The organism is Rhizocola hellebori (assembly GCF_016862955.1).
GTDB lineage: Bacteria > Actinomycetota > Actinomycetes > Mycobacteriales > Micromonosporaceae > Rhizocola > Rhizocola hellebori.
This window is the reverse complement of record NZ_BONY01000063.1, coordinates 34,947-54,048: the sequence shown is the minus strand read 5'-3', so window position 1 is coordinate 54,048 and position 19,102 is coordinate 34,947. Positions and strand designations below refer to the sequence as shown.

The window sequence follows — 19,102 nt, the reverse complement described above, 5'->3', positions numbered from 1 at the left end:
TCAGCAGCGCTGGCCTGTGCGCGACCAGCAGCGCCGTGCGGCCCTCGGTCAGCCGCATGGTCGCCTCGACCACGGCCTGTTCGCTTTGCGCGTCCAGCCGCGCGGTGGGCTCGTCGAGTAGGAGCAGCGGGGCATCGCGCAGGAACGCTCGCGCGAGCGCGACTCGCTGCCGCTCGCCGCTGGACATGCCCTGCCCGCGCTCGCCCAGGACGATCCCCAGATCGTGCGGCAGCGCGGCCGCCCGGGCCGCCGCCTCGATCTCCTGACGCGTGGCTTCGGGCCTGCCCAGCGCGATGTTCTCGGCCAGCGTTCCGGCGAAGAGGTGGGCGCGCTGCGGGACCCAGGCGATCCGTTCCCGCCACGCACCCATGTCCAACGCGGACAGCTCCTCGCCGTCCACCAGCACCCGTCCGGCCTGTGGCGTGACGAAACCGAGCAGCAGGTTGAGCAGTGTGCTCTTGCCACCCCCGCTCGGCCCCACCAGAGCTATCCGTTCCCCGGGCCGCACCACCAAGTCCACATCGGACAGAGCGACGATCCGCTCATACCGCACCGTCACGCCCGCCAGCACCATCTCCCCCGCCCGCCCAGCCACCCCGCCCGCCGCCGAGCGCTGGACTGGCGTGGCGGTGGTGGGGGCGGTGGGGTTGAGGAGGGTGAAGGCTTGGTCGAGTGCGGTGAGCCCCTCCATCGAAGCGTGGAAGCGCGACCCGGCCACCCGCAACGGCGCGTAGGCCTCCGGGGTCAGTAGCAGCACCAGCAACGCGGTGCCCAGGGTGAGGCCGCCGCCCAGCAGGCGAAGACCGATCGGGACCGCGACCAGCGCGACCGACAGGGTCCCCACCAGCTCGAGGACGAGGGCGGAGAGAAAAGCGATGCGCAGGGTGCGCATGGTGGCGACTCGATGCCTATCCGCCATGTCGCGAACGGCGGCGACCTGGGCGTGGGCCCGGTTGAAGGCCTTGAGGGTGGGCAGGCCGGTCACCATGTCCAGGAAGTGTCCGCCGAGCAGTTGCAGCCGCCGCCACTGTTTCTCGGTGGCGGTGCGGGTTTGCCAGCCGATGAGAATGCCGAAGATCGGGATCAGCGGCAGCGTCACCAGCACGATGATCGCGCTGGTGAGGTCGGCGGTGGCGAGGGTGATGAGCACTGCCGCCGGAACGGTGACCCCAAGCACGAGCTGCGGTAAGTAGCCGGTGAAGTAGGCGTCCAGGGCATCCAGCCCGCGCCCGGTGAGCGTGGCGAGCTCGCCTGCGCGCTGGCCGGCGAGCCAGACCGGCCCGCGCCTTCCGGCCGCGGCAAGCAGATCGGCCCGCAGCTGAGCTTTGACCGTGGCGGCCATCCGCGCGGCCACCACCCCGCACAGCCCATGACACACCGCCCGCCCGGCCATGCCGCCGATGAAGAGCGCCAGACCATGCCCCACTCCAGCCGGCAGGCCGGCGGCCGCGCCGGGTCCCGAACCTTGCGCCACTGCGGCTGGCAAGTCGGCGGCCGCGCCGGGTCCCGAACCTTGCGCCACTGCGGCTGGCAAGTCGGCGGCCGCGAAGGGTGGGGTGAGGAGTCCCGAACCTTGCCCCACCGCGGCTGGCAAGTCGGCCGAGCCGAGGGTGGTGAAGAGGGCGGCTAGGGCTTGGGCCAGGCCGGTCGCGGCCACCACAATGCTGACCGCGGTGGCGACCCCGAGCAGGGCGAGCAGGGCGACGTCCCGGCGCAGGGCGGGGACATGCCGGAGCAATCGCGGGTCAAAGGGACGCACAGCTTCCATCGTGCCGGATGACCCAGGTCACTTAACTTGGGGGCAATGGCGCAAAACGCGATCTGGTCAGCAGACCGTGCCGAAGCACGGATCGCCTGTCCAGCCGTCCCTGTACGGAGACGTTCGCGCCGGGTGGGAGGAATGCCTCGGTCGTCTCCCAGACCAGCTCGTCGAAGAGGTGCGCGCGGCGGCCCAGCTCGGACGATTCCACCAGGCCGCTCTCGACGAGGGCGTGCAGCAGCGGCGCTTCGTCACGGGTGGGCGGGCGTTTGACCCGAACGGTTTCCACGATCGCGGTCACCGGCGGACCCTCGGCGCGGATGACGTCCGCGCTCACCAGCCGGGGGCCGGCTGGACTCAGTACCGAGAAAATGATGCCCCGGCGAAGCAGGCACACGGTGCGCCGATGATGCGGGTCGGCGTTGGCCTGCCACGACTCCACCCGCACCTTGAACCAGACGCAGGCAGCCCCGCTCAGCGGCGCGGTCAGCGAGCCTTCCGGCCCGGCGGCCGTCCGGCCCGCTATCGCGGTGCGCCTAAACACCTTCAGGCTCCCAGCATGCCAGACCGTCGCGGCCAGTGACTGAATTGCTTGGCGTCGTTACACACCTTTCGGATGCCAGACCGTCTTTGTTTCCAGGAAGGCTGTCATGCGGCCGATGCCGGGGTCATCTGTCCACTTTGGAGAGGAGCGGCGGATGATGCGCTTGAGCGTTCCGGCGGCCGACTGTTCCAAAGTGAGGGCTAGCTCGGCGTTGTCGACACCGGTCAGGTCGAGCCCGTTGACATCGTCGTGGGAGGCGAGCCAGGGGGCCACCTCGGCGACCGAGCCGGTCAGGATGTTGACCACACCGCCGGGCAGGTCCGAAGTGGCGAGCACCTCGGCGAAGGTGATCGCGTCGACCGCGGCCGGGGTCACCACGACACAGGTGTTGCCGGTGACGATGGCCGGGGCCAGGACGCTCACGAAGCCCAGGAAAGATGAGGGCGCGATGATCGCCACCACCCCGGTGGGTTCGGGCGAGGAGATGTTGAAGTAGGGCCCGGCGACCGGGTTGGCGCTGCCGTACACCTGCGCGATCTTGTCGGACCACCCCGCGTACCAGACCAGCCGATCCACCGCGTCGTCGACTTCCTCCGCGGGAAACTCGCCGCGGCGGCTCTCCAGCATTTCCGCGGCGCGGTAAAGAATTTGTCCGCGGTTGTAAGCGGTGGCCCCGGCCCACTTGCCGAAGGCGGCCCGGGCGGCGAGCACCGCGTCACGGGCGTCTTTGCGCGAGGCAAGCGCGACGTTGTTGCCGTCCACCTCGAATGTCCGTCCTGACTCGCTGCGCGGGAACGCGCCCCCGATGAAGAGTTTGTAGGTCTTGCGAACAGCGACCCGAGCTTTAGACGGCAAGGTAGGCCTCCAACCCGTGCCGGCCGCCCTCGCGACCGTAACCGGACTCCTTGTATCCGCCGAAGGGCGAGGCGGGGTCGAACTTGTTGAACGTGTTGGCCCACACCACCCCGGCGCGCAGCTTGTCTGCCATATCGAGGATGCGCGAGCCCTTCTCGGTCCAGATCCCCGCGGACAGGCCGTAGGGCGTGTTGTTCGCCTTCTCGATCGCCTCGGCGGGCGTGCGGAAGGTGAGCACGCTCAGCACCGGCCCGAAGATTTCCTCGCGGGCGATGCGATGGGCCTGGGAGACCCCGGTGAAGATGGTGGGCCGGAACCAGAACCCGTTGCGCGGCAACTCACACGGCGGCGACCACGCCTCCGCGCCCTCCTCCGAACCGATCTTGGCGAGCGCTTTGATCCGCTTGAGCTGGTCCTGCGAGTTGATCGCGCCGATGTCGGTGTTCTTGTCGAGCGGGTCGCCGACCCGAAGCGTGCCCATGCGCCGCTTCAGCGACTCCAACAGCGTGTCGTATATGGATTCCTGAACCAGCAGCCGTGAGCCCGCACAGCAGACATGGCCCTGGTTGAAGAAGATCCCGTTGACGATGCCCTCTACCGCCTGGTCGATCGGCGCGTCCTCGAAGATGATGTTCGCCGCCTTGCCGCCCAGCTCCAAGGTGACTTTTTTCTTGGTACCGGCCACAGCCTTGGCGATATGCCGTCCCACGTCGGTCGACCCGGTGAAGGCCACCTTGTCCACGTCCGGGTGGTCGACGAGGGCCGCCCCGGTGGCGCCCGCGCCGGTGACGATGTTGACCACGCCGGGGGGAAGGTCGGCCTGCTGGCAGATCTCGGCGAACAGCAGCGCGCTCAGCGGTGTCGTCTCGGCGGGCTTGAGGACCACGGTGTTCCCGCACGCCAGCGCGGGAGCGATCTTCCAGGCGAGCATCAGCAGCGGGAAGTTCCACGGGATGATCTGACCGGCCACGCCCAGCGGGCGCGGGTTGGCGCCGAAGCCGGCGTGGTTGAGCTTGTCCGCCCAGCCCGCGTAGTAGAAGAAATGCGCGGCGACCAGCGGCACGTCCACGTCGCGGGATTCCTTGATGGGCTTGCCGTTGTCGAGCGATTCCAGCACGGCCAGCTCGCGGGAGCGCTCCTGAATGATGCGCGCTATCCGGAACAGGTATTTGGCGCGCTCTTTGCCCGGCAGCTTGCTCCAGGTCTTGAACGCGGCACGGGCCGCCTTCACGGCTCGGTCGACGTCTTCCTTGGTGGCTTCGGCAACCTCCGCCAGCACCTCTTCGTTGGCCGGGTTGATCGTCTTGAAGGCCGATCCGCCGTCCACGAAGGATCCGTTGATGAACAGGCCGTACGAGGGTTTGATGTTGACTATCGACCTGGACTCGGGTGCTGGCGCATAGGTAAACATCATTAGTCCAAAGTGAAGTAATCGGGGCCCGCGTAGTGGCCGGTCGCGAGCTTGGTGCGTTGCATCAGCAGATCGTTGAGGAGTGTCGAGGCCCCGAAGCGGAACCAGTCCGGGTCGAGCCAGCCTTCGCCTACGGTCTCGTTCACCATCACCAGGTACTTGATGGCGTCTTTGGTGGTACGGATCCCGCCGGCCGGTTTCACGCCGACCTTGCGGCTGGTCTCCGCGACATAGTCCCGCACAGCCTCCAGCATGATCAGCGTGACCGGAAGGGTCGCGGCCGGGGTGACCTTGCCGGTGGAGGTCTTGATGAAGTCCGCCCCAGCGATCATGGCGAGCCAGGAGGCGCGCCGCACGTTGTCGTAGGTGACCAGCTCACCGGTCTCCAAGATGACCTTGAGGTGGGCGCTGCGGCAGGCCTCCTTGATGGCGACGATCTCCTCGTAGACCTCGAGGTAGCGCCCGGCCAGGAAGGCCCCGCGGTTGATCACCATGTCGATCTCGTCCGCGCCCGCATCCACGGCCGCGCTGGTGTCGTAGAGCTTCACGGCCATCGGGGCCTGCCCGCTCGGGAATGCGGTCGCCACGCTGGCGAGGTGGATGCCGGAGCCCTTCAGCGCGGCGGCGGCGGTCGGCACCATCGACGGGTACACACAAATGGCGGCGACCGAAGGGCACGTCGGGTCGGCCGGATCGGGGTGCCTTCCCTTGGCGCACAACGCCTTTACCTTGCCGGGGGTGTCCGCGCCCTCGAGCGTGGTCAGATCGACCATCCGGATCGCGAGATCGATCGCGTAGGCCTTCGCGGTCGTCTTGATCGACCGCGTGCTCAGCGCCGCGGTACGCTGTTCGGCGCCGACCTTGTCGACGCCCGGCAGACCGTGCAGAAATCGATGCAGCGCCGCGTCTGAGCTGGCTACATCGAAAGCAGTCTTCGTCGTCCGGCTGTTCAACGCGAGCACCTTGCGCGATTGTCCCTCACAAAGCGAAGTCTACGTTTCACCATCTGGTCATTGCCCGGACATGGGGCATTGGCCACGTCCCGCGAATCTGCTGCTCGTGCGCATCATGCATTTCACGGACACCTATCTGCCCCGCCGGGACGGGGTCATCACCTCGTTGCGCACGCTTCGAGAACCTCTCGCGGAGGCCGGGCACCCGAGCGTGACCGTGGTCCCGGCGCACCCTGCGCAGGGCGCTGAGCCGGGCCTGATCCGCCTTCCCGCGCTGGCCTGCGGCATCGCTGACCTGCGGCTGGCCCGCTGGCCGCTGCGCCCGGTGCGGTCGTCGATGATCGCGACGCTGGCCGAGCACACCCCGGACCTCATCCACGTTCACTCGCCCGGCCCGGTCGGCCTGCTCGGGGTCATCGCTGCGCGCGAGCTCGGCGTTCCGCTGGTGCAGACGTACCACACCGATCTGCACGCCTATGCCGATGCCTATCGGGTTCCCGACTTCGCGCTGCGAGCGCTCGCCCGCCTCTACTCCCGCCGCCTGGAATCACCTTCGCTCTGCACCCATAGACGCAACTTGACCATGAAATTGCGCCTATGGGTGCAGAGCGAAGGTGCGGCGCAAGCACACCCCTCCCCGCTCGACCTCGGCAACCAATTGCTGCTCGGGCCGGCCGACGCCGTGATCGTGCCGACGCCCGCGGTGCTCGAACGGGTGACATTGCCGGTCGACCCGCAGCGGATCTACCTCGTTCCCACTGGGGTAGCCAAGCCCGGCCCGGCCGCGGACATCTCGCATTGGGGCATCGAGCCCGGCGACAAGGTCGTGCTCTTCGTTGGGCGGGTGAACCGGGAGAAGGGGATCGATCTGCTCCTGCCCGCCTTCGACCGCGTGTTGCAGGCGCAGCCGCGGGCTCGGCTGGTGTTGGTGGGGGCGGTCTACGAACCCCGCTGGCTACGCCGCATGATCCGCAACGATCGCGTGATCGTCACCGGCCAGCAGCCGCCCGAGGCGGTGGCCGCGGCCTATCAGCGTGCCGACGTGTTCGCTTTTCCTTCGGGTACAGACACTCAGGCCCTGGTCTTGCAAGAAGCCGCCCTGGCCGGCGTCCCGTCCGTGTTGGTCGATCCCGTCCTGCATCGCCGCGGGGCTCTGGCCGGCGCGGCCGTGCTCGCGGACAAGGACACGTTCGCCGACGCCATCATCGAGCTGCTCGCCGATCCCGCTGCGGCCACCGCGCTCGGCGAGCTGGCAAGGGCAAACGCGGCTCGCCATACGCCGCAGGCGTTCGCGGCGGCCATGCTGGACATCTACGGTAAGTTCGTGGCTTGTGGACGTACTCGTAGTGCAACACCCGCTCGCGCAGACGCGGCTCACAGCGCTGCGTGATTCCCGCACCGACTCGGCCAGCTTCCGCGCCGCTCTGCACGAGCTGGCCACGATGCTCACCTACGAGGCCGCAAGCACCTTCGAGGCGGCGCATCGAGACGTGCAGACCCCGGTCGCGACCGCGCGCGGGACGAGTCTGGCCAACCCGCCGCTGATCGTTCCGGTGTTGCGCGCCGGTCTGGGCATGGCCGATGCCGCGCTCGCCCTGCTGCCAGAGTCGTCGATGGGCTTCGTGGGCCTGGCCCGCGACGAGCACACCTTCCAGCCGCGGGCGTACCTGGAGTCGCTGCCCGAGTCCCTAGAAGGGCTGCCCGTCCTCGTGCTCGAGCCGATGGTCGCCACGGGCGGGTCGCTGGAGCACTGCTGCCGGCTGCTGGTGGACCGCGGCTGCACGGACATCACGGTGCTGTGCGCGCTGATCGTTCCCGAGGCCATCTCGCGCCTGGAGAAGGCCAATCTCCCGATGCGCATCGTCACCGCATCCATCGATGACGGCCTTACCGAGACGATGTTTATCACGCCGGGTCTGGGCGATGCAGGTGATCGGCAATTCGGGGGAATGCCCCGATTCTGAGGCATATTCGGCCTAACTTGTGAAATGTGGTTCTGAGCGCATCCCGTCCTGTAGATCAACAGGAACCAGCGCCCGCCCCGGATCACCAGCAGCGCGTCTCCAAGCGCGCTGACTTCTACGCGGCGGGGGCCTTCCTGGCGATGGGCCTGTTCGTCACCGCTCGGCTGTGGCGAGATCTCGGCCATCGCCGAGTGGAGATCAACTCGGACCACTCGCAGTTCATTTGGTTCCTGCGGCACGCGGTCAGGGTGGTGACCGAGGGGGTCGATCCGTTCTACACCCACTTGCTCAACGCGCCCGACGGCGTGAACCTGATGGCCAATACGGCGGCGCTCGGCCTGACCCTGCCCATGGTCCCGATAACCATGATCTTTGGTCCGGAGGTCTCCTTCGCGCTGCTGCTGATGCTTGGCCTGAGCGCCACCGCCTTCGGCTGGTACTGGGTGTTCAGCCGCCATCTGGTCTCCTCCCGCTTCGCCGCGGCGGTCGGCGGTGGTTTCTGCGGCTTCGCGCCCGGCATGATCAGTCACGCCAACGGGCACATCAACTGGACCGCCCAGTTTCTGGTGCCGTTCCTGGTGCTTGCCGCGCTTCGCCTGCGCACCTGGAAAGACGGGATCCCGCTGGGGCTGCTTGTGCTCTACCAGGTCTTCATCAACGAAGAGGTGCTGCTTTACACCGCGCTGGCGCTGGCGGTGTTCATGGGCGCCTACGCCTGGATGACCAAGACGTCAATCAGGCGAGTGCTGCCGGGGCTCGCGGTCGCGGCCGCGATGCTGGTGCCGCTGCTGGCCTATCCGCTCTACCGCCAGTTCTTCGGCGACCAGACCTACAGCGGGTTGCCCGAAAGCGTGGCTCACTACCGGGCCGACCTGGCATCGTTCCCGGCCTACTCGCAGCTGTCCGTGGGTGGCAACGCCGCCAACAGCAGGCTCTCGTGGAACATCAGCGAGGAGAACACCTTCTTCGGCTGGCCGCTGCTGCTGCTCATGGCGGGAGTGGTGATCTGGCTGTGGCAGCAGGCGCTCGTCAAGGCCATGGCGATCACGGCCGGGGTCTTCTTCGTGCTGAGCCTGGGCAGCAACCTCATGATCGGCCGTCGGGGCACCGGCATCCCGCTGCCGTGGGTGCTGCTGGAACGGGTGCCTCTGCTGGGACATGTGCTGGTGGTTCGGTTCGCGCTCGTCCTGATCCCGATCTTCGGTGCGCTGCTGGCGCTGACGGTCACGCTGGTTCAGAAGATGCCCGATCCACGGTTCCGGCGGCTGTCCGCGCTCATCCTCGTCGCGGTGCTGGTGCCGATCCTGCCGGTGCCGATTCCGGTGCGGGGGCAGTCGGCGGCACCCGCCTTCATCACCGAGGGAGTCTGGCGCGACTGGGTTCCGGCCGGCCGGACCATCGTCGCCGTGCCGGTGACCACCGAGGAGTTTCCCAGCGCGATGGAGTGGCAGCGCGACGCCGGGGACTTCCCGCTTGCCGGCGGCTACTTCCTAGGGCCTGGCGGGCAGGGCGGGCGGGCCCGGTTCGGGCCCGCGCCACGGCCCACCGCGAGCCTGATCCGCGACGTCTACAAGACCGGGCTGGTCCCGGTGGTGACCGCACAGATGCAACAGGATCTGCGCGAGGACGCGGCTTTCTGGCATGCGGGTGCGCTTGTGCTTCCGGATAAGACTTTGCGGGGTACCGAGCTGCGCCGCCTGATCGACCAGCTGGCCGGACCGGGCTGGCACGTCCGCGACGTCACGGTGTGGCAGCTCGAATAGGCCCCGATCGCCATCCCCGGTTACGGGCTGACCGACCAGATGCCAAGGGCCGCAGCCGTTTCCGTGCGCAGGGCGACGATGGTGGCGGCGGCGCGTTCCCGGGCCCCGGTCACATCGCCTTCCACCACCGGCTCCACGACTTCCAGGTAGGCCTTGAGTTTCGGCTCCGTCCCGGACGGGCGGACCACCACCCGGGCCGACTGGGTGCGCAGGATGATCACGTCGGCCTCGGGGAGCAGGTCTTCGGTGGAGGTGATCGGATCATCGAGCAGCGAGCTGGGCAGCTTCGCGCGCAGCCGGGCCATCGCGTCGGCGATCTCGGACAGATCGTCGACGCGGACGGATAGCTGATCGGTGACGTAGAGCCCGTGTTCCACGGCCAGCTCGTCGAGGCGGTCCTGCAGCGTACGCAGCTCCGACTTGAGGCCGGCGGCCAGCTCGGCGACGAGCAGCGCGGCGGTGATGCCGTCCTTGTCGCGCACCATATGCGGGGCGACGCAGTAACCCAGCGCCTCCTCATAGCCGTAGGCGAGGTCTGCGCCGGCGCGCACGATCCACTTGAAACCGGTGAGGGTCTCCGCATAGCCGTGCCCGCCGGCGGCGCACAGGGCGCGCAGGAGGGACGACGAGACGATGGTGGTGGCGTAGGTACCGGTGACCCCGCGCCGCATCAGATGGTCGGCCAGGAGCACCCCCACCTCGTCGCCGCGCAGCATGCGCCAGCCGCGCCCGGAAGGGATGGCCACCGCGCACCTGTCCGCGTCGGGATCGTTGGCGATGGCCAGATCCGCGCCGGAGGCGGCGGCGAGCTGAAGCACCAGATCCATCGCGCCCGGCTCCTCCGGGTTGGGAAACGAGACCGTGGGGAAGGCCGGGTCGGGCGTGGCCTGTGCGGCGACGACGCTCGGGGCGTGGAAACCGGCCTTCACGAACGCCGCGTTGAGCACGCCGTGGCCGACCCCGTGCAGGGGCGTGTAGGCGATGGCCAGATCCTTGCGCTCCTCCGGCCGGACCACGGTGGCAGCAGCGTCCACATAGGACGCCACCACGGTCGCGTCCAGGACTTCGCCGGGCTCGCCGAGCGGCAATGTGGACAACGGCCCGGCCGACCGGATCAGCGCCTCGATCTCGGCGTCGACCGGCGGCACGATCTGCCCGCCCGCGCCCAGTGGGCCACCCAGCGAGGCACCCAGATACACCTTGTACCCGTTGTCCTGCGGCGGATTGTGGGAGGCCGTCACCATCACCCCGGCCGCGGCATCCAGCTGGCGCACCGCGTAGGCCAGCACCGGAGTCGGAAGTGGGCGGGGCAGGATCGCGGCGCGAAGCCCCGCTCCGGTGGCGACCCGGGCGGTCTCCTGCGCGAAGGTATGCGAGCCGCGACGGGCGTCGTACCCGATGACGATGAGCGAACCGGGCTCACGAGCCGCGACCCAGGCGCACAGACCGGCGGCCGCTTGCCGGACCACGGCAAGGTTCATGCCGTTAGGCCCGGCGCGCAATGGGCCGCGCAGGCCGGCCGTGCCGAAGGTGAGCGGACCGGAGAACCGATCTTTCAGCTCCGCCCACGATCCCGCCTCAAGCAAAGACCGAAGTTCGGCCTGGGCTTCCGGATCGGGGTCGTCATCAATCCAGGTTTGCACCAGGTCCGCTAGGTCGGTCATTCCGGATTTCTAGCATGTGGAACGACACGATCGCGACTATTCGAGCTAGTTGCGGCCCAACGACCTGGTCACAGCGGGCAGCACGGCGATTGACAACGCCCATCCGATGCAGATCAGCGCTATCGCGACGCCGTCCATCGGCATCCCCTCGGCGGCTTCGAGGCCGAACGGCGCCGTCGGAATGATCAGGTCGGCGGAGTAGAGCGCGGGATTGGCCACCGCACCCTTGAACTCCCGGAAATGCCAGTACCCCAACGCCCAGGCTCCGATGAGGACGGCCACCGCCCGCCCCGGCGCGTAGCCGTAACCGGCGATCGCGTCCATCAGCAGGCCGGGAAGGCGCACCAGCCACGGTCTGGTGCGGCGGTGGGCCCGTTGCGCGGAAAGCATCACCTGCCGAGCCCGGTCGTCGTGGCCCGTACCCCGGAAATAGTTGGCCAGATAGGTGTAGGGCTGCATGCGGAAAGCGCCCGAGCTGCGGCCCAGAATGCGTTGCCAGCCGCCCTCATGGCGCAGCTCTTCAAACCGAAGCCCGTCAAGCTCAAGCTTTTTCGGCCAGAGCGAGGGGTCGAAGGAGACCTCGGCGATGGTCGCCCGGTTGAGGCTGAGCAGGCCAGTGACCTGGGAGGTGGGCGTGAACCGCTTGGCCACCATGCCTCCGGCGAGCACCGAGCCGCCCACGGTCGTCCCGGTCAGCACGACCGAGCCGGCCCCCGTCACATCTTCGAGGGTGAGGTTTTCCTGCACCTGTGAGGAGATGACCGCGACCATGGCGCCGTTGGCGGTCAGGTTGGCCAGGGTCAGGTAAGCGGCGCTGACCCCCGCGATCGAGGTGTCGCCCTGGACCGTGCTGTTCTCCAGCCGCAGGCCGAGGCTGATGCTGCCGCCGTTGAGCTTGAAGTCGGAGCCCACCTGCAGCCCGGCCGCGGAAAGCTCGCCGGTCACCACGCAGTCGTTGAGGCGCACATCGCGCTGGACCGTGCAGTCGTCCAGCACCAGGGTTTCGATGGCCCAGTCGCCGTCCATGGTGACCCGGTTGGCGCTGATGTCACCGATCGTCGCCGACTCCAGCGTGATCTGGCCGTCGATCCTGACGTCGGAGAGCAGCAGTGACTTGGCGACGCGCAGCTGGCGGCCATCGACCGCGGCCACGGGCAGCATCGCGGTGAGATCGGCCGTCGGGCCTGCCTTGATCTCGTGGTTTGCGGGGGTCCTGCCGGTGATGACGAGATCGCCGCCGATCTCGCCGGAGTAGATGGAGATCCCGCCCTGGGCCTGTACCTCGGTCAGCTCGAAATTGTGGGCCACCGAGATCTGCATGGCGTCGAGCGCGATGCCCTCCGGGAACTCGAAACGCGCCCGATCGAAGGTGACGCTCCGGCCGATCTGCGCGCCGACGAGACTGACCTGGCCCTCGACCACCATGTTGTCGCCGTCGAAGCGCCCGGCCTGGAGCTGGTCGGCGAAGCAGGCGATGGCCCCCGGGCTGTGCAGGGTGGCGTTGCGCAGCTCCAGCACGCCCTCCACTTTGGTGCCGAGCAAGTTGAGCTGGCCGTCGAGGTGCAGCTGGGGCGCGAGCAGGTGCTGGCCGATGCGGGCCTGTTCCAGGCTCAGCGCCTGGTGCTGCTCCGCGCCGACCGGCGGCGGCACGCAGATGCGTGCGCCGGTGAGCATCAGGGCTCCGGTGACGTTGACACCCAGGAGGTCGACCATGCCGTTGGTCTTGATGTCGCTGACGTTCATCATGCCCTCGACCACGACACCGGTCGAAAGCAAAGCGGCAGCGCCCGCTTCCACCGTGATCTGCGCGCCGGTGAGGTCAAGCCACGGCCCTACCCGGGCGGCGGTGAGGTTCACCCCGCCGGTGGCGACCATCCTGTCCGCGCGCAAGCCGCCGTTGACCACCAGGCCCGAGCAGTCCAGCGCCCAAAGGTCGCTGTTTCCGCCCACCCTCAACCCCGACATCTCCAAGTCGATGCCGACCCGGGTCGACCGCAGCAGGATCGACTCGGCTCTGCAGTTGAGCAGCGCGAGCGTGTTGGTGATCTCCATGCTCCAGCCGCCGAAGCCCGGCATCCGGCAGCTGTCGAGCCAGATGCTGCGGGCCTGCACGTTGCCGAAATCGGGGGCGGTGTCGAAGTAGGAGTTGATGATCGCCAGCTCCTGGGTCAGCGTCGCCCCGTTGAGCACGAGCGGGCCGACGATGTGCGCGCCGGTCAGATAGACCCGCGACGACTGGCCGGCCACCCCCTCGGCCGCGCCGAGCATCAGGCTCGCGATCACCTCGGCTCGGATCTGGCGATCCGCGCCCCAAGTCGCGGCGTCGAAGTCATCGCCGAGCGGGTCGTCCTCACCCAGCCGAAGCTCTTCGCCCGTGGCGAAGTTGGCCCAGAGTCGCTTCTCGGCCTGAGTCAACTCCACGGGCTCACGTCACTTTGTAGCTGGCAGCGGCGGCATCAAAGACGGCCTTGTCCTGCTGATAGGTGGTCACCCACGTCTGCAGGTAGAGATGCCGTGACTTGCCACCGATGATGGCAATTCGCCAGACCCCGTGCTTTTGCGCCTTTCCCTTTGGCGTGCAAAGGAATTCGAGCTGCATGCCCTTTGTCCCGGCCAGCTCGGCCTCGGCCAGGATCACCTGCTTGTAGCCGTCGGTGCACAGGGTCTTCAGCACGCCACGCTCGGCGCTCTCCAGCGTCTTCTTGGCGTCCTTTTCCGCCGTCACGGCGTTGAGGCGCAGCCAGCGATCGCTGTCGGTGGGGTTCTTGATGTCGAGGAAAGCGGAGTTGGTCTTGTCGGTGGTCCAGTCGAGCGGCGCGCTCACCGTGATGCCGCCGTATTCCACAAGCTGCACCTTGGCCGGTGCGACCGACGGCGACTGGGTCGGCTGCTGGCTGACCGTGATGGGTTCCTTGTCGCGTCCGAAGACCGCCCAGCTCACCGTGGCCAGCGCGAGCACCCCGACGATGCCCGCGGCGAGGGCCAGGCGCAGCCGGTTGGGCTGCGGCCGCGGGGTGAGCGCGGGCATGGCGTTGGTCTGGTGGCGGGGACGCCGCGCGGTCGGGGACTCCCCGGTGTGCAGCATGGCTCGGCCACCCACCTGCCGTGCGGGCGGCTGATCGTAAACCGGGGGCGGGGCGGGCGCGGCCTGCACCACGGCCCACGGGTCGGTGGAATGCTGAACCGACGGATTCTGCGCCAGCGGGCCGGCCAGCAGCTCGCGGAGGAAGCCGCGGGACATGCCGACATCCCAGCGCCGCTGCGGATCCTTCTCCATCAAGCCGTACAGGACATCGATGAGTGGACCACAGCGCTGCGGCGGCGCGGGCGGGTCTTCGACCACCGAGTGCATGGTGGCCAGCGGGTCACCCTTGTCGAAGGGCGGCCGTCCCTCCACCGCCGTGTAGAGCGTGACCCCGAGCGAGAACAGGTCGCTGGGTGGCCCGAAGCGGTGACCGAGCGCGCGCTCCGGCGAGATGAAGTGGGGTGAGCCGAGCACCATGCCCGGCGTCGTGAGCTGCACGTCGGCCGGAAGCTTGGCGACACCGAAGTCGGTGAGCACGCAGCGGCCCTCGCGGGTGATCAGGACGTTGGCCGGTTTCACGTCGCGGTGCAGCACGCCTCCGGCGTGAGCGACCTCGAGCGCGCCGAGCAGCGCAATGCCGATCTTGGCCACCGAGCGTGGCGCGAGTGGACCGTCCTCAATGACCATGTCAGCGAGGCTGCGGGCGTCGAGCAGCTCCATGACGATCCACGGCCTGCCCTCTTCGGTCACCACGTCGAAGACCTGGACGACGCTGGGGTGGGACAGGCCCGCGGCCGCCCTCGCCTCGCGGAGCGTCCGCTCGTACATGGCTTCAGCGTCACTAGCGGCCAAACCGGGCGGGAGCACGACCTCCTTCACGGCGACCTCGCGCCGCAGGATGGTGTCCGCGGCACGCCAGACGGTGCCCATGCCGCCATGCCCCACCGCCGTGCGCAGGGCATATCGACCACCGATGATGGTGCCGGGGGCCGCACGTGTCGAGGAGTGCATGCTGCTTCCGTGTCGCTTTCGAGGGGAGGGACTTGGGGGTAAGCCAGCCCTATTCTTGCTTGAACCCGCCCGTCAACGGAAGCTGTGTGAAATACCTCAGCCCTGGCAACCAGCTGTGAGCCTACGATCGGATACGTGACTGAACGGCGGCTAAGCGAGTCCGGATTCCCTATTGAGCCTGTATACGGCCCTGCTGACGGGGAACAGCCCGGCGAATTTCCGTTCACCCGTGGTGTTTACTCGACCATGTACACCAAGCGCCCCTGGACGATGCGGCAGTATGCCGGATTTGGCACAGCGGCCGAGTCGAACGCCCGATATCAGCAGCTTTTGGCCGCCGGCACGATGGGCCTCTCGGTCGCCTTCGACCTGCCGACCCAGATGGGCTTCGACTCGGACGAGCCGATCGCGCACGGCGAGGTCGGCAAGGTCGGGGTCGCCATCGACTCCATTGAGGACATGCGAATCCTCTTCCGGGACATCCCGATGGACAAGGTCTCGACGAGCATGACCATCAATGCTCCGGGAAGCGTGCTGCTCCTGCTCTACCAGCTCGTCGCGGAGGAGAAGGGGCTCTCCGCCGCCGAGCTCAACGGCACGATCCAGAACGACATCCTCAAGGAATACATCGCCCGGGGCACCTACATCTTCCCGCCCAAGCCATCGTTGCGCCTGGTCGCGGACACTTTCGCCTACTGCCGCGCCGAGATTCCGAAGTGGAACACGATTTCTATTTCTGGGTACCACATGGCCGAGGCCGGGGCGACGCCCGTTCAGGAGATCGCCTTCACGCTGGCCAACGGGATCGAATACGTTCGCGCCGCGATCAAGGCCGGTCTGGCCGTCGACGACTTTGCCCCGCGGCTGTCGTTCTTCTTCGTGGCCAGGACCACCCTGCTGGAGGAGATCGCCAAATTCCGCGCCGCGCGCCGCATCTGGGCCAGCGTGATGCGCGACGAGTTCGGCGCCAAGGATCCGAAATCCTGGATGCTGCGCTTCCACACCCAGACCGCGGGCGTGCAGCTCACCGCCCAGCAGCCGGAGGTGAACCTGATCAGGGTCGCCGCCCAGGCGATCGGAGCGATCATGGGTGGCACCCAATCGCTGCACACAAACTCCTTCGACGAGGCGATCGCGCTGCCGACCGAAAAAGCGGCGCGGCTGGCCTTGCGAACGCAACAGGTGCTCGCGTATGAGACAGATCTCACCGCGACAGTCGACCCCTTCGCCGGGTCGTATGCGATCGAGGCGATGACCGACACGATCGAGCAGGAGTCGCGCGACCTTATGCAGCGCGTATTCGCGCATGGGTCCAGCGTGGAGGCGATTGAAGCCGGGTTCCAGAAGCGTGAAATCGAGACGTCGGCGTACCGCAACGCACTCCAGGTGGATTCCGGCGAACGGGTGGTGGTTGGGGTCAACCGGTTCACCATCAACGTCGAAGAGCCCTATGAACCCCTCCGCGTGGACCCCACTATCGAGCAGGCTCAACGCGAAAGATTGGTCCACCTTCGGGCGACCCGAGACCAGGCCGCGGTGGACAAGTCGCTTGGTGAGCTGGAGAAAGCCGCCGGCACGGGCAATACAAATGTGCTTTATCCGATGCGGGAAGCCTTGAGCGCCAAGGCAACTGTCGGTGAGGTGTGCCATACGCTCCGTCGAGTCTGGGGCACATACAAGCCTCGAGAGACCTTCTAGACCAATCACACAAGCTGTGCGATGAATGTCCGTCATCCGTGACCGGGTGCTTCGTCACCCGTTGTAGGAGACAAGTCGGATGCTAGTTGGGCTCTACCAGGGTGAACGCTCTGAGCTACCTTTTGGTCACAAGAACGTGATTGCGCAGAGTTACTACCTCAGGGCTAGGCTTGTCGAAGTTTGTCCAATCGACCGAGATCGAGAATCTTCCGTGACGAGAGTGATGACGCTGCCGCCATCCACACCTATGGCGATAAAAAGCAGCCCGGTGATGTCAGATAGCACCCTCTCTTTGCCCGGCCAGCTTGACCGATGGCTTGCCGCGCGACACGACGATCTCGTAGGTGTACGCCGCCACATTCACATGCATCCCGAGCTTTCCCATCACGAGTTCGAGACTGCCGCCTACGTGGCGCGGCTGCTCACCGCGGCGGGGCTGCGGCCCAAGCTGATCCAGCGGGGCAACGGGGTGACCTGTGACATCGGCAAGGGTGACCGGGTGGTGGCGCTGCGCGCCGACATGGACGCGCTGCCGCTGCTCGATGTCAAAAATGTGCCTTACCGGTCGACCGTTGATGGGGTCACCCACGCCTGCGGCCACGACGTGCACACGACTGTCCTGCTCGGCGTGGGCATGGCGCTGGCTCAACTCGACGAGCTGGGCGAGCTGCCCGGCCGGGTCAGGCTGATCTTCCAGCCCGCGGAAGAGTCGATCAACTCGGGTGCGCTGCAGATGATCGACGCGGGCGCGCTCAAGGACGTGGTCGCCATCTACGCCCTGCACTGTGCGCCGCAGTTCCCGGTGGGCCTGGTCGGGGTCAGGTCGGGCCCGTTCACGGCGGCTTGCGACTCGGTGGAGGTGCGCTTGACCGGCCGCGGCGGGCATACCGCCCGCCCGCACCTGACCGCCGACCTCGTGCACGCGCTGGGCCGGGTGGTGACCGAGGTGCCGGCATTGCTGGGACGTCGCGTCGATGCCCGCGCCGGGATGTCGATGGTCTTCGGCGCCATCCACGCCGGCGAGGCCTTCAACGCGATCCCGAACGAGGGCGTGGCCAAGGCCACCCTTCGCGTGCTGAGCCGCGAAGCGTGGCGCGAGGCGCCAGAGCTGGTCGAGCAGCTGATCAAAGACGTGGTGGCGGCGACCGGCGCGACCGTCGACGTCCGCTACACGCGCGGCTTCCCGCCGGTGATCAACGACCGCATGGCCTCAGCCGTGATCGCCGGAGCGGCCGGAGCCGCGCTCGGCGCCGACCGAGTTGTCGAAGCCGAGGTCAGCATGGGCGGCGAAGACTTCGCCTTCTACCTGGAGCACGTGCCCGGCGCGATGATCAGGCTGGGCACCGGGATCCCGGGCATCGACGTGAAGATGGATATCCACCAGGCCAACTTCGACGTCGACGAACGCTGCCTCGGCTACGGCATCCGCACCATGGTGCACACAGCCCTAGCCGCACTGTCCTCACCCTTCTGACATTTGCGGATCGCCCCGGAGGGCGATCCGCAAATGCGCGTTATCCCTCTAGTGGGGGGACTCCGGGGTTCGGAGGCGGGGCTGGGGCTAGGCGGCGTTTGCGGCGGGCGAGCCAGGCGTACAGGACGATCGGGATGGCGATCGCTACCAGGAACGGCAGCATGAAGCCGATGACGACGAGGATCACCTGGATCGAGCTGACGAAGGCGTCCCAGCCGGCCTCGAGACCGCCCAGGAAGCCGGGCGAGCGCTTCTTCTCGACCGGGATTTCGGTGTTGGGCCCGGCCAGCGAGATGGTGATGGTCGAGAGCGAGACGAGATCGTCGAGGCGGCGCTTCTTGGCCTCCAGCGAGGCCAGCTCGGCCTGGCGCTGACTCAGCTCCTTCTCCAGCAGCACGACATCGCTGAGGGCGACGGCCCTTTCGAACATCTTGCGGACCGAATCCACGCTGGCTTTCTGCGCGGCGATCCGGGTGTCCAGATCGACGATGGCCTCGGTGACATCCTCGGTGTTGGAGCCACGGCTCTGCTCCTTGCCGAGCCCGGCGATCTCGGTCATGGCCGCGTCGAAGCTCTTCGACGGCACCCGCATCGTGATCGACGCGGCGGCGTCCCGGCTCCCCGAGACCCGCTTCTGGCTGCTGATGTGCCCGCCGAGCTTGGTGGCGATGGACTCCACCTTGCCCGAGGCGATCTCCACGTCCTCCACGCGCACGGTGATGTCCCCGCGGTAGATCAGCGCGCGTCCCTCGACCGGGCCGGAGGTCGCGGTGACCCCGTCGATCGGGGGCATGGCCTTGCTCTGGTCGGTTTGGGCGTCACCACCGGCGTTTTCCCGTAGCGGCGCGGCCCCCGGCGCCTCGGCGGAGGTCGGCTTGGCGCTGTCATTCGCCGAGCAACCCCCAAGTAAAAGCGCTCCCACCGCGAGCGCCGCGAACACTATTCGCTTCATGCCCTTCCCGACGCGTCCCATCAGTCAGA

The 19,102-nt window shown here is 67.7% G+C and carries 14 protein-coding genes; 5 read left to right on the top strand and 9 right to left on the bottom strand.

The window, feature by feature from the left end:
* From cydD to deoC, 5 genes are all read right to left on the bottom strand, one after another.
* Nucleotides 1-1,768: thiol reductant ABC exporter subunit CydD (gene cydD, locus Rhe02_RS36155; RefSeq protein ID WP_203912956.1), on the bottom strand; the 1,768-nt coding region annotated here is incomplete at its 3' end.
* A 22-nt stretch (nucleotides 1,769-1,790) separates the two neighbouring features.
* Nucleotides 1,791-2,303, bottom strand: a complete 513-nt coding sequence (locus tag Rhe02_RS36150) for a hypothetical protein (protein WP_203912955.1) — start codon at nucleotides 2,301-2,303, stop codon at nucleotides 1,791-1,793.
* 57 nt (nucleotides 2,304-2,360) lie between these two features.
* Nucleotides 2,361-3,158: an aldehyde dehydrogenase family protein gene (locus tag Rhe02_RS36145; protein ID WP_203912954.1), complete on the bottom strand. Its 798-nt coding sequence runs from the start codon at nucleotides 3,156-3,158 to the stop codon at nucleotides 2,361-2,363.
* Nucleotides 3,148-4,569: an aldehyde dehydrogenase family protein gene (locus Rhe02_RS36140; protein WP_203912963.1), complete on the bottom strand. Its 1,422-nt coding sequence runs from the start codon at nucleotides 4,567-4,569 to the stop codon at nucleotides 3,148-3,150. The genes Rhe02_RS36145 and Rhe02_RS36140 overlap by 11 nt, the downstream gene beginning before the upstream one ends.
* Before the next feature lie 2 nt (nucleotides 4,570-4,571).
* Complete coding sequence (gene deoC / locus Rhe02_RS36135; protein WP_203912953.1) at nucleotides 4,572-5,522, bottom strand: deoxyribose-phosphate aldolase; 951 nt, start codon at nucleotides 5,520-5,522, stop codon at nucleotides 4,572-4,574.
* Nucleotides 5,523-5,637: 115 nt separating this feature from the next.
* On the opposite strand from deoC, the gene Rhe02_RS36130 reads away from it, so the two are divergent.
* From Rhe02_RS36130 to Rhe02_RS36120, 3 genes are read left to right on the top strand one after another with little or no spacing between them, the layout of a single operon-like run.
* On the top strand, nucleotides 5,638-6,912 hold the full coding sequence (locus Rhe02_RS36130; RefSeq protein WP_239124274.1) for a glycosyltransferase: 1,275 nt from the start codon (nucleotides 5,638-5,640) through the stop codon (nucleotides 6,910-6,912).
* Complete coding sequence (gene upp / locus Rhe02_RS36125; RefSeq protein WP_203912951.1) at nucleotides 6,854-7,486, top strand: uracil phosphoribosyltransferase; 633 nt, start codon at nucleotides 6,854-6,856, stop codon at nucleotides 7,484-7,486. The genes Rhe02_RS36130 and upp overlap by 59 nt, the downstream gene beginning before the upstream one ends.
* Before the next feature lie 26 nt (nucleotides 7,487-7,512).
* Nucleotides 7,513-9,249 carry a glycosyltransferase family protein gene (locus Rhe02_RS36120; protein ID WP_203912950.1) on the top strand — a complete coding sequence of 579 codons (1,737 nt, stop codon included), beginning with the start codon at nucleotides 7,513-7,515 and terminating at the stop codon, nucleotides 9,247-9,249.
* A 20-nt stretch (nucleotides 9,250-9,269) separates the two neighbouring features.
* On the opposite strand, the gene Rhe02_RS36115 is transcribed toward Rhe02_RS36120, so the two are convergent.
* From Rhe02_RS36115 to Rhe02_RS36105, 3 genes are read right to left on the bottom strand one after another with little or no spacing between them, the layout of a single operon-like run.
* A complete protein-coding gene (locus tag Rhe02_RS36115; RefSeq protein ID WP_203912949.1) occupies nucleotides 9,270-10,913 on the bottom strand; it encodes a phospho-sugar mutase in 1,644 nt (547 codons plus the stop codon).
* A gap of 45 nt (nucleotides 10,914-10,958) precedes the next feature.
* Nucleotides 10,959-13,334, bottom strand: a complete 2,376-nt coding sequence (locus tag Rhe02_RS36110) for a hypothetical protein (protein WP_203912948.1) — start codon at nucleotides 13,332-13,334, stop codon at nucleotides 10,959-10,961.
* A 4-nt stretch (nucleotides 13,335-13,338) separates the two neighbouring features.
* A complete protein-coding gene (locus Rhe02_RS36105; protein WP_203912947.1) occupies nucleotides 13,339-14,949 on the bottom strand; it encodes a serine/threonine-protein kinase in 1,611 nt (536 codons plus the stop codon).
* 135 nt (nucleotides 14,950-15,084) lie between these two features.
* Between Rhe02_RS36105 and Rhe02_RS36100 the strand changes: the two genes are divergently transcribed.
* Nucleotides 15,085-16,647 (top strand): acyl-CoA mutase large subunit family protein, encoded by a 1,563-nt coding sequence (locus Rhe02_RS36100; protein WP_203912946.1) that lies wholly within the window; start codon nucleotides 15,085-15,087, stop codon nucleotides 16,645-16,647.
* 211 nt (nucleotides 16,648-16,858) lie between these two features.
* Nucleotides 16,859-18,121: an amidohydrolase gene (locus Rhe02_RS36095; RefSeq protein ID WP_203912945.1), complete on the top strand. Its 1,263-nt coding sequence runs from the start codon at nucleotides 16,859-16,861 to the stop codon at nucleotides 18,119-18,121.
* A gap of 40 nt (nucleotides 18,122-18,161) precedes the next feature.
* On the opposite strand, the gene Rhe02_RS36090 is transcribed toward Rhe02_RS36095, so the two are convergent.
* On the bottom strand, nucleotides 18,162-19,094 hold the full coding sequence (locus Rhe02_RS36090) for a DUF4349 domain-containing protein (RefSeq protein ID WP_203912944.1): 933 nt from the start codon (nucleotides 19,092-19,094) through the stop codon (nucleotides 18,162-18,164).
* Nucleotides 19,095-19,102: the final 8 nt, after the last annotated feature.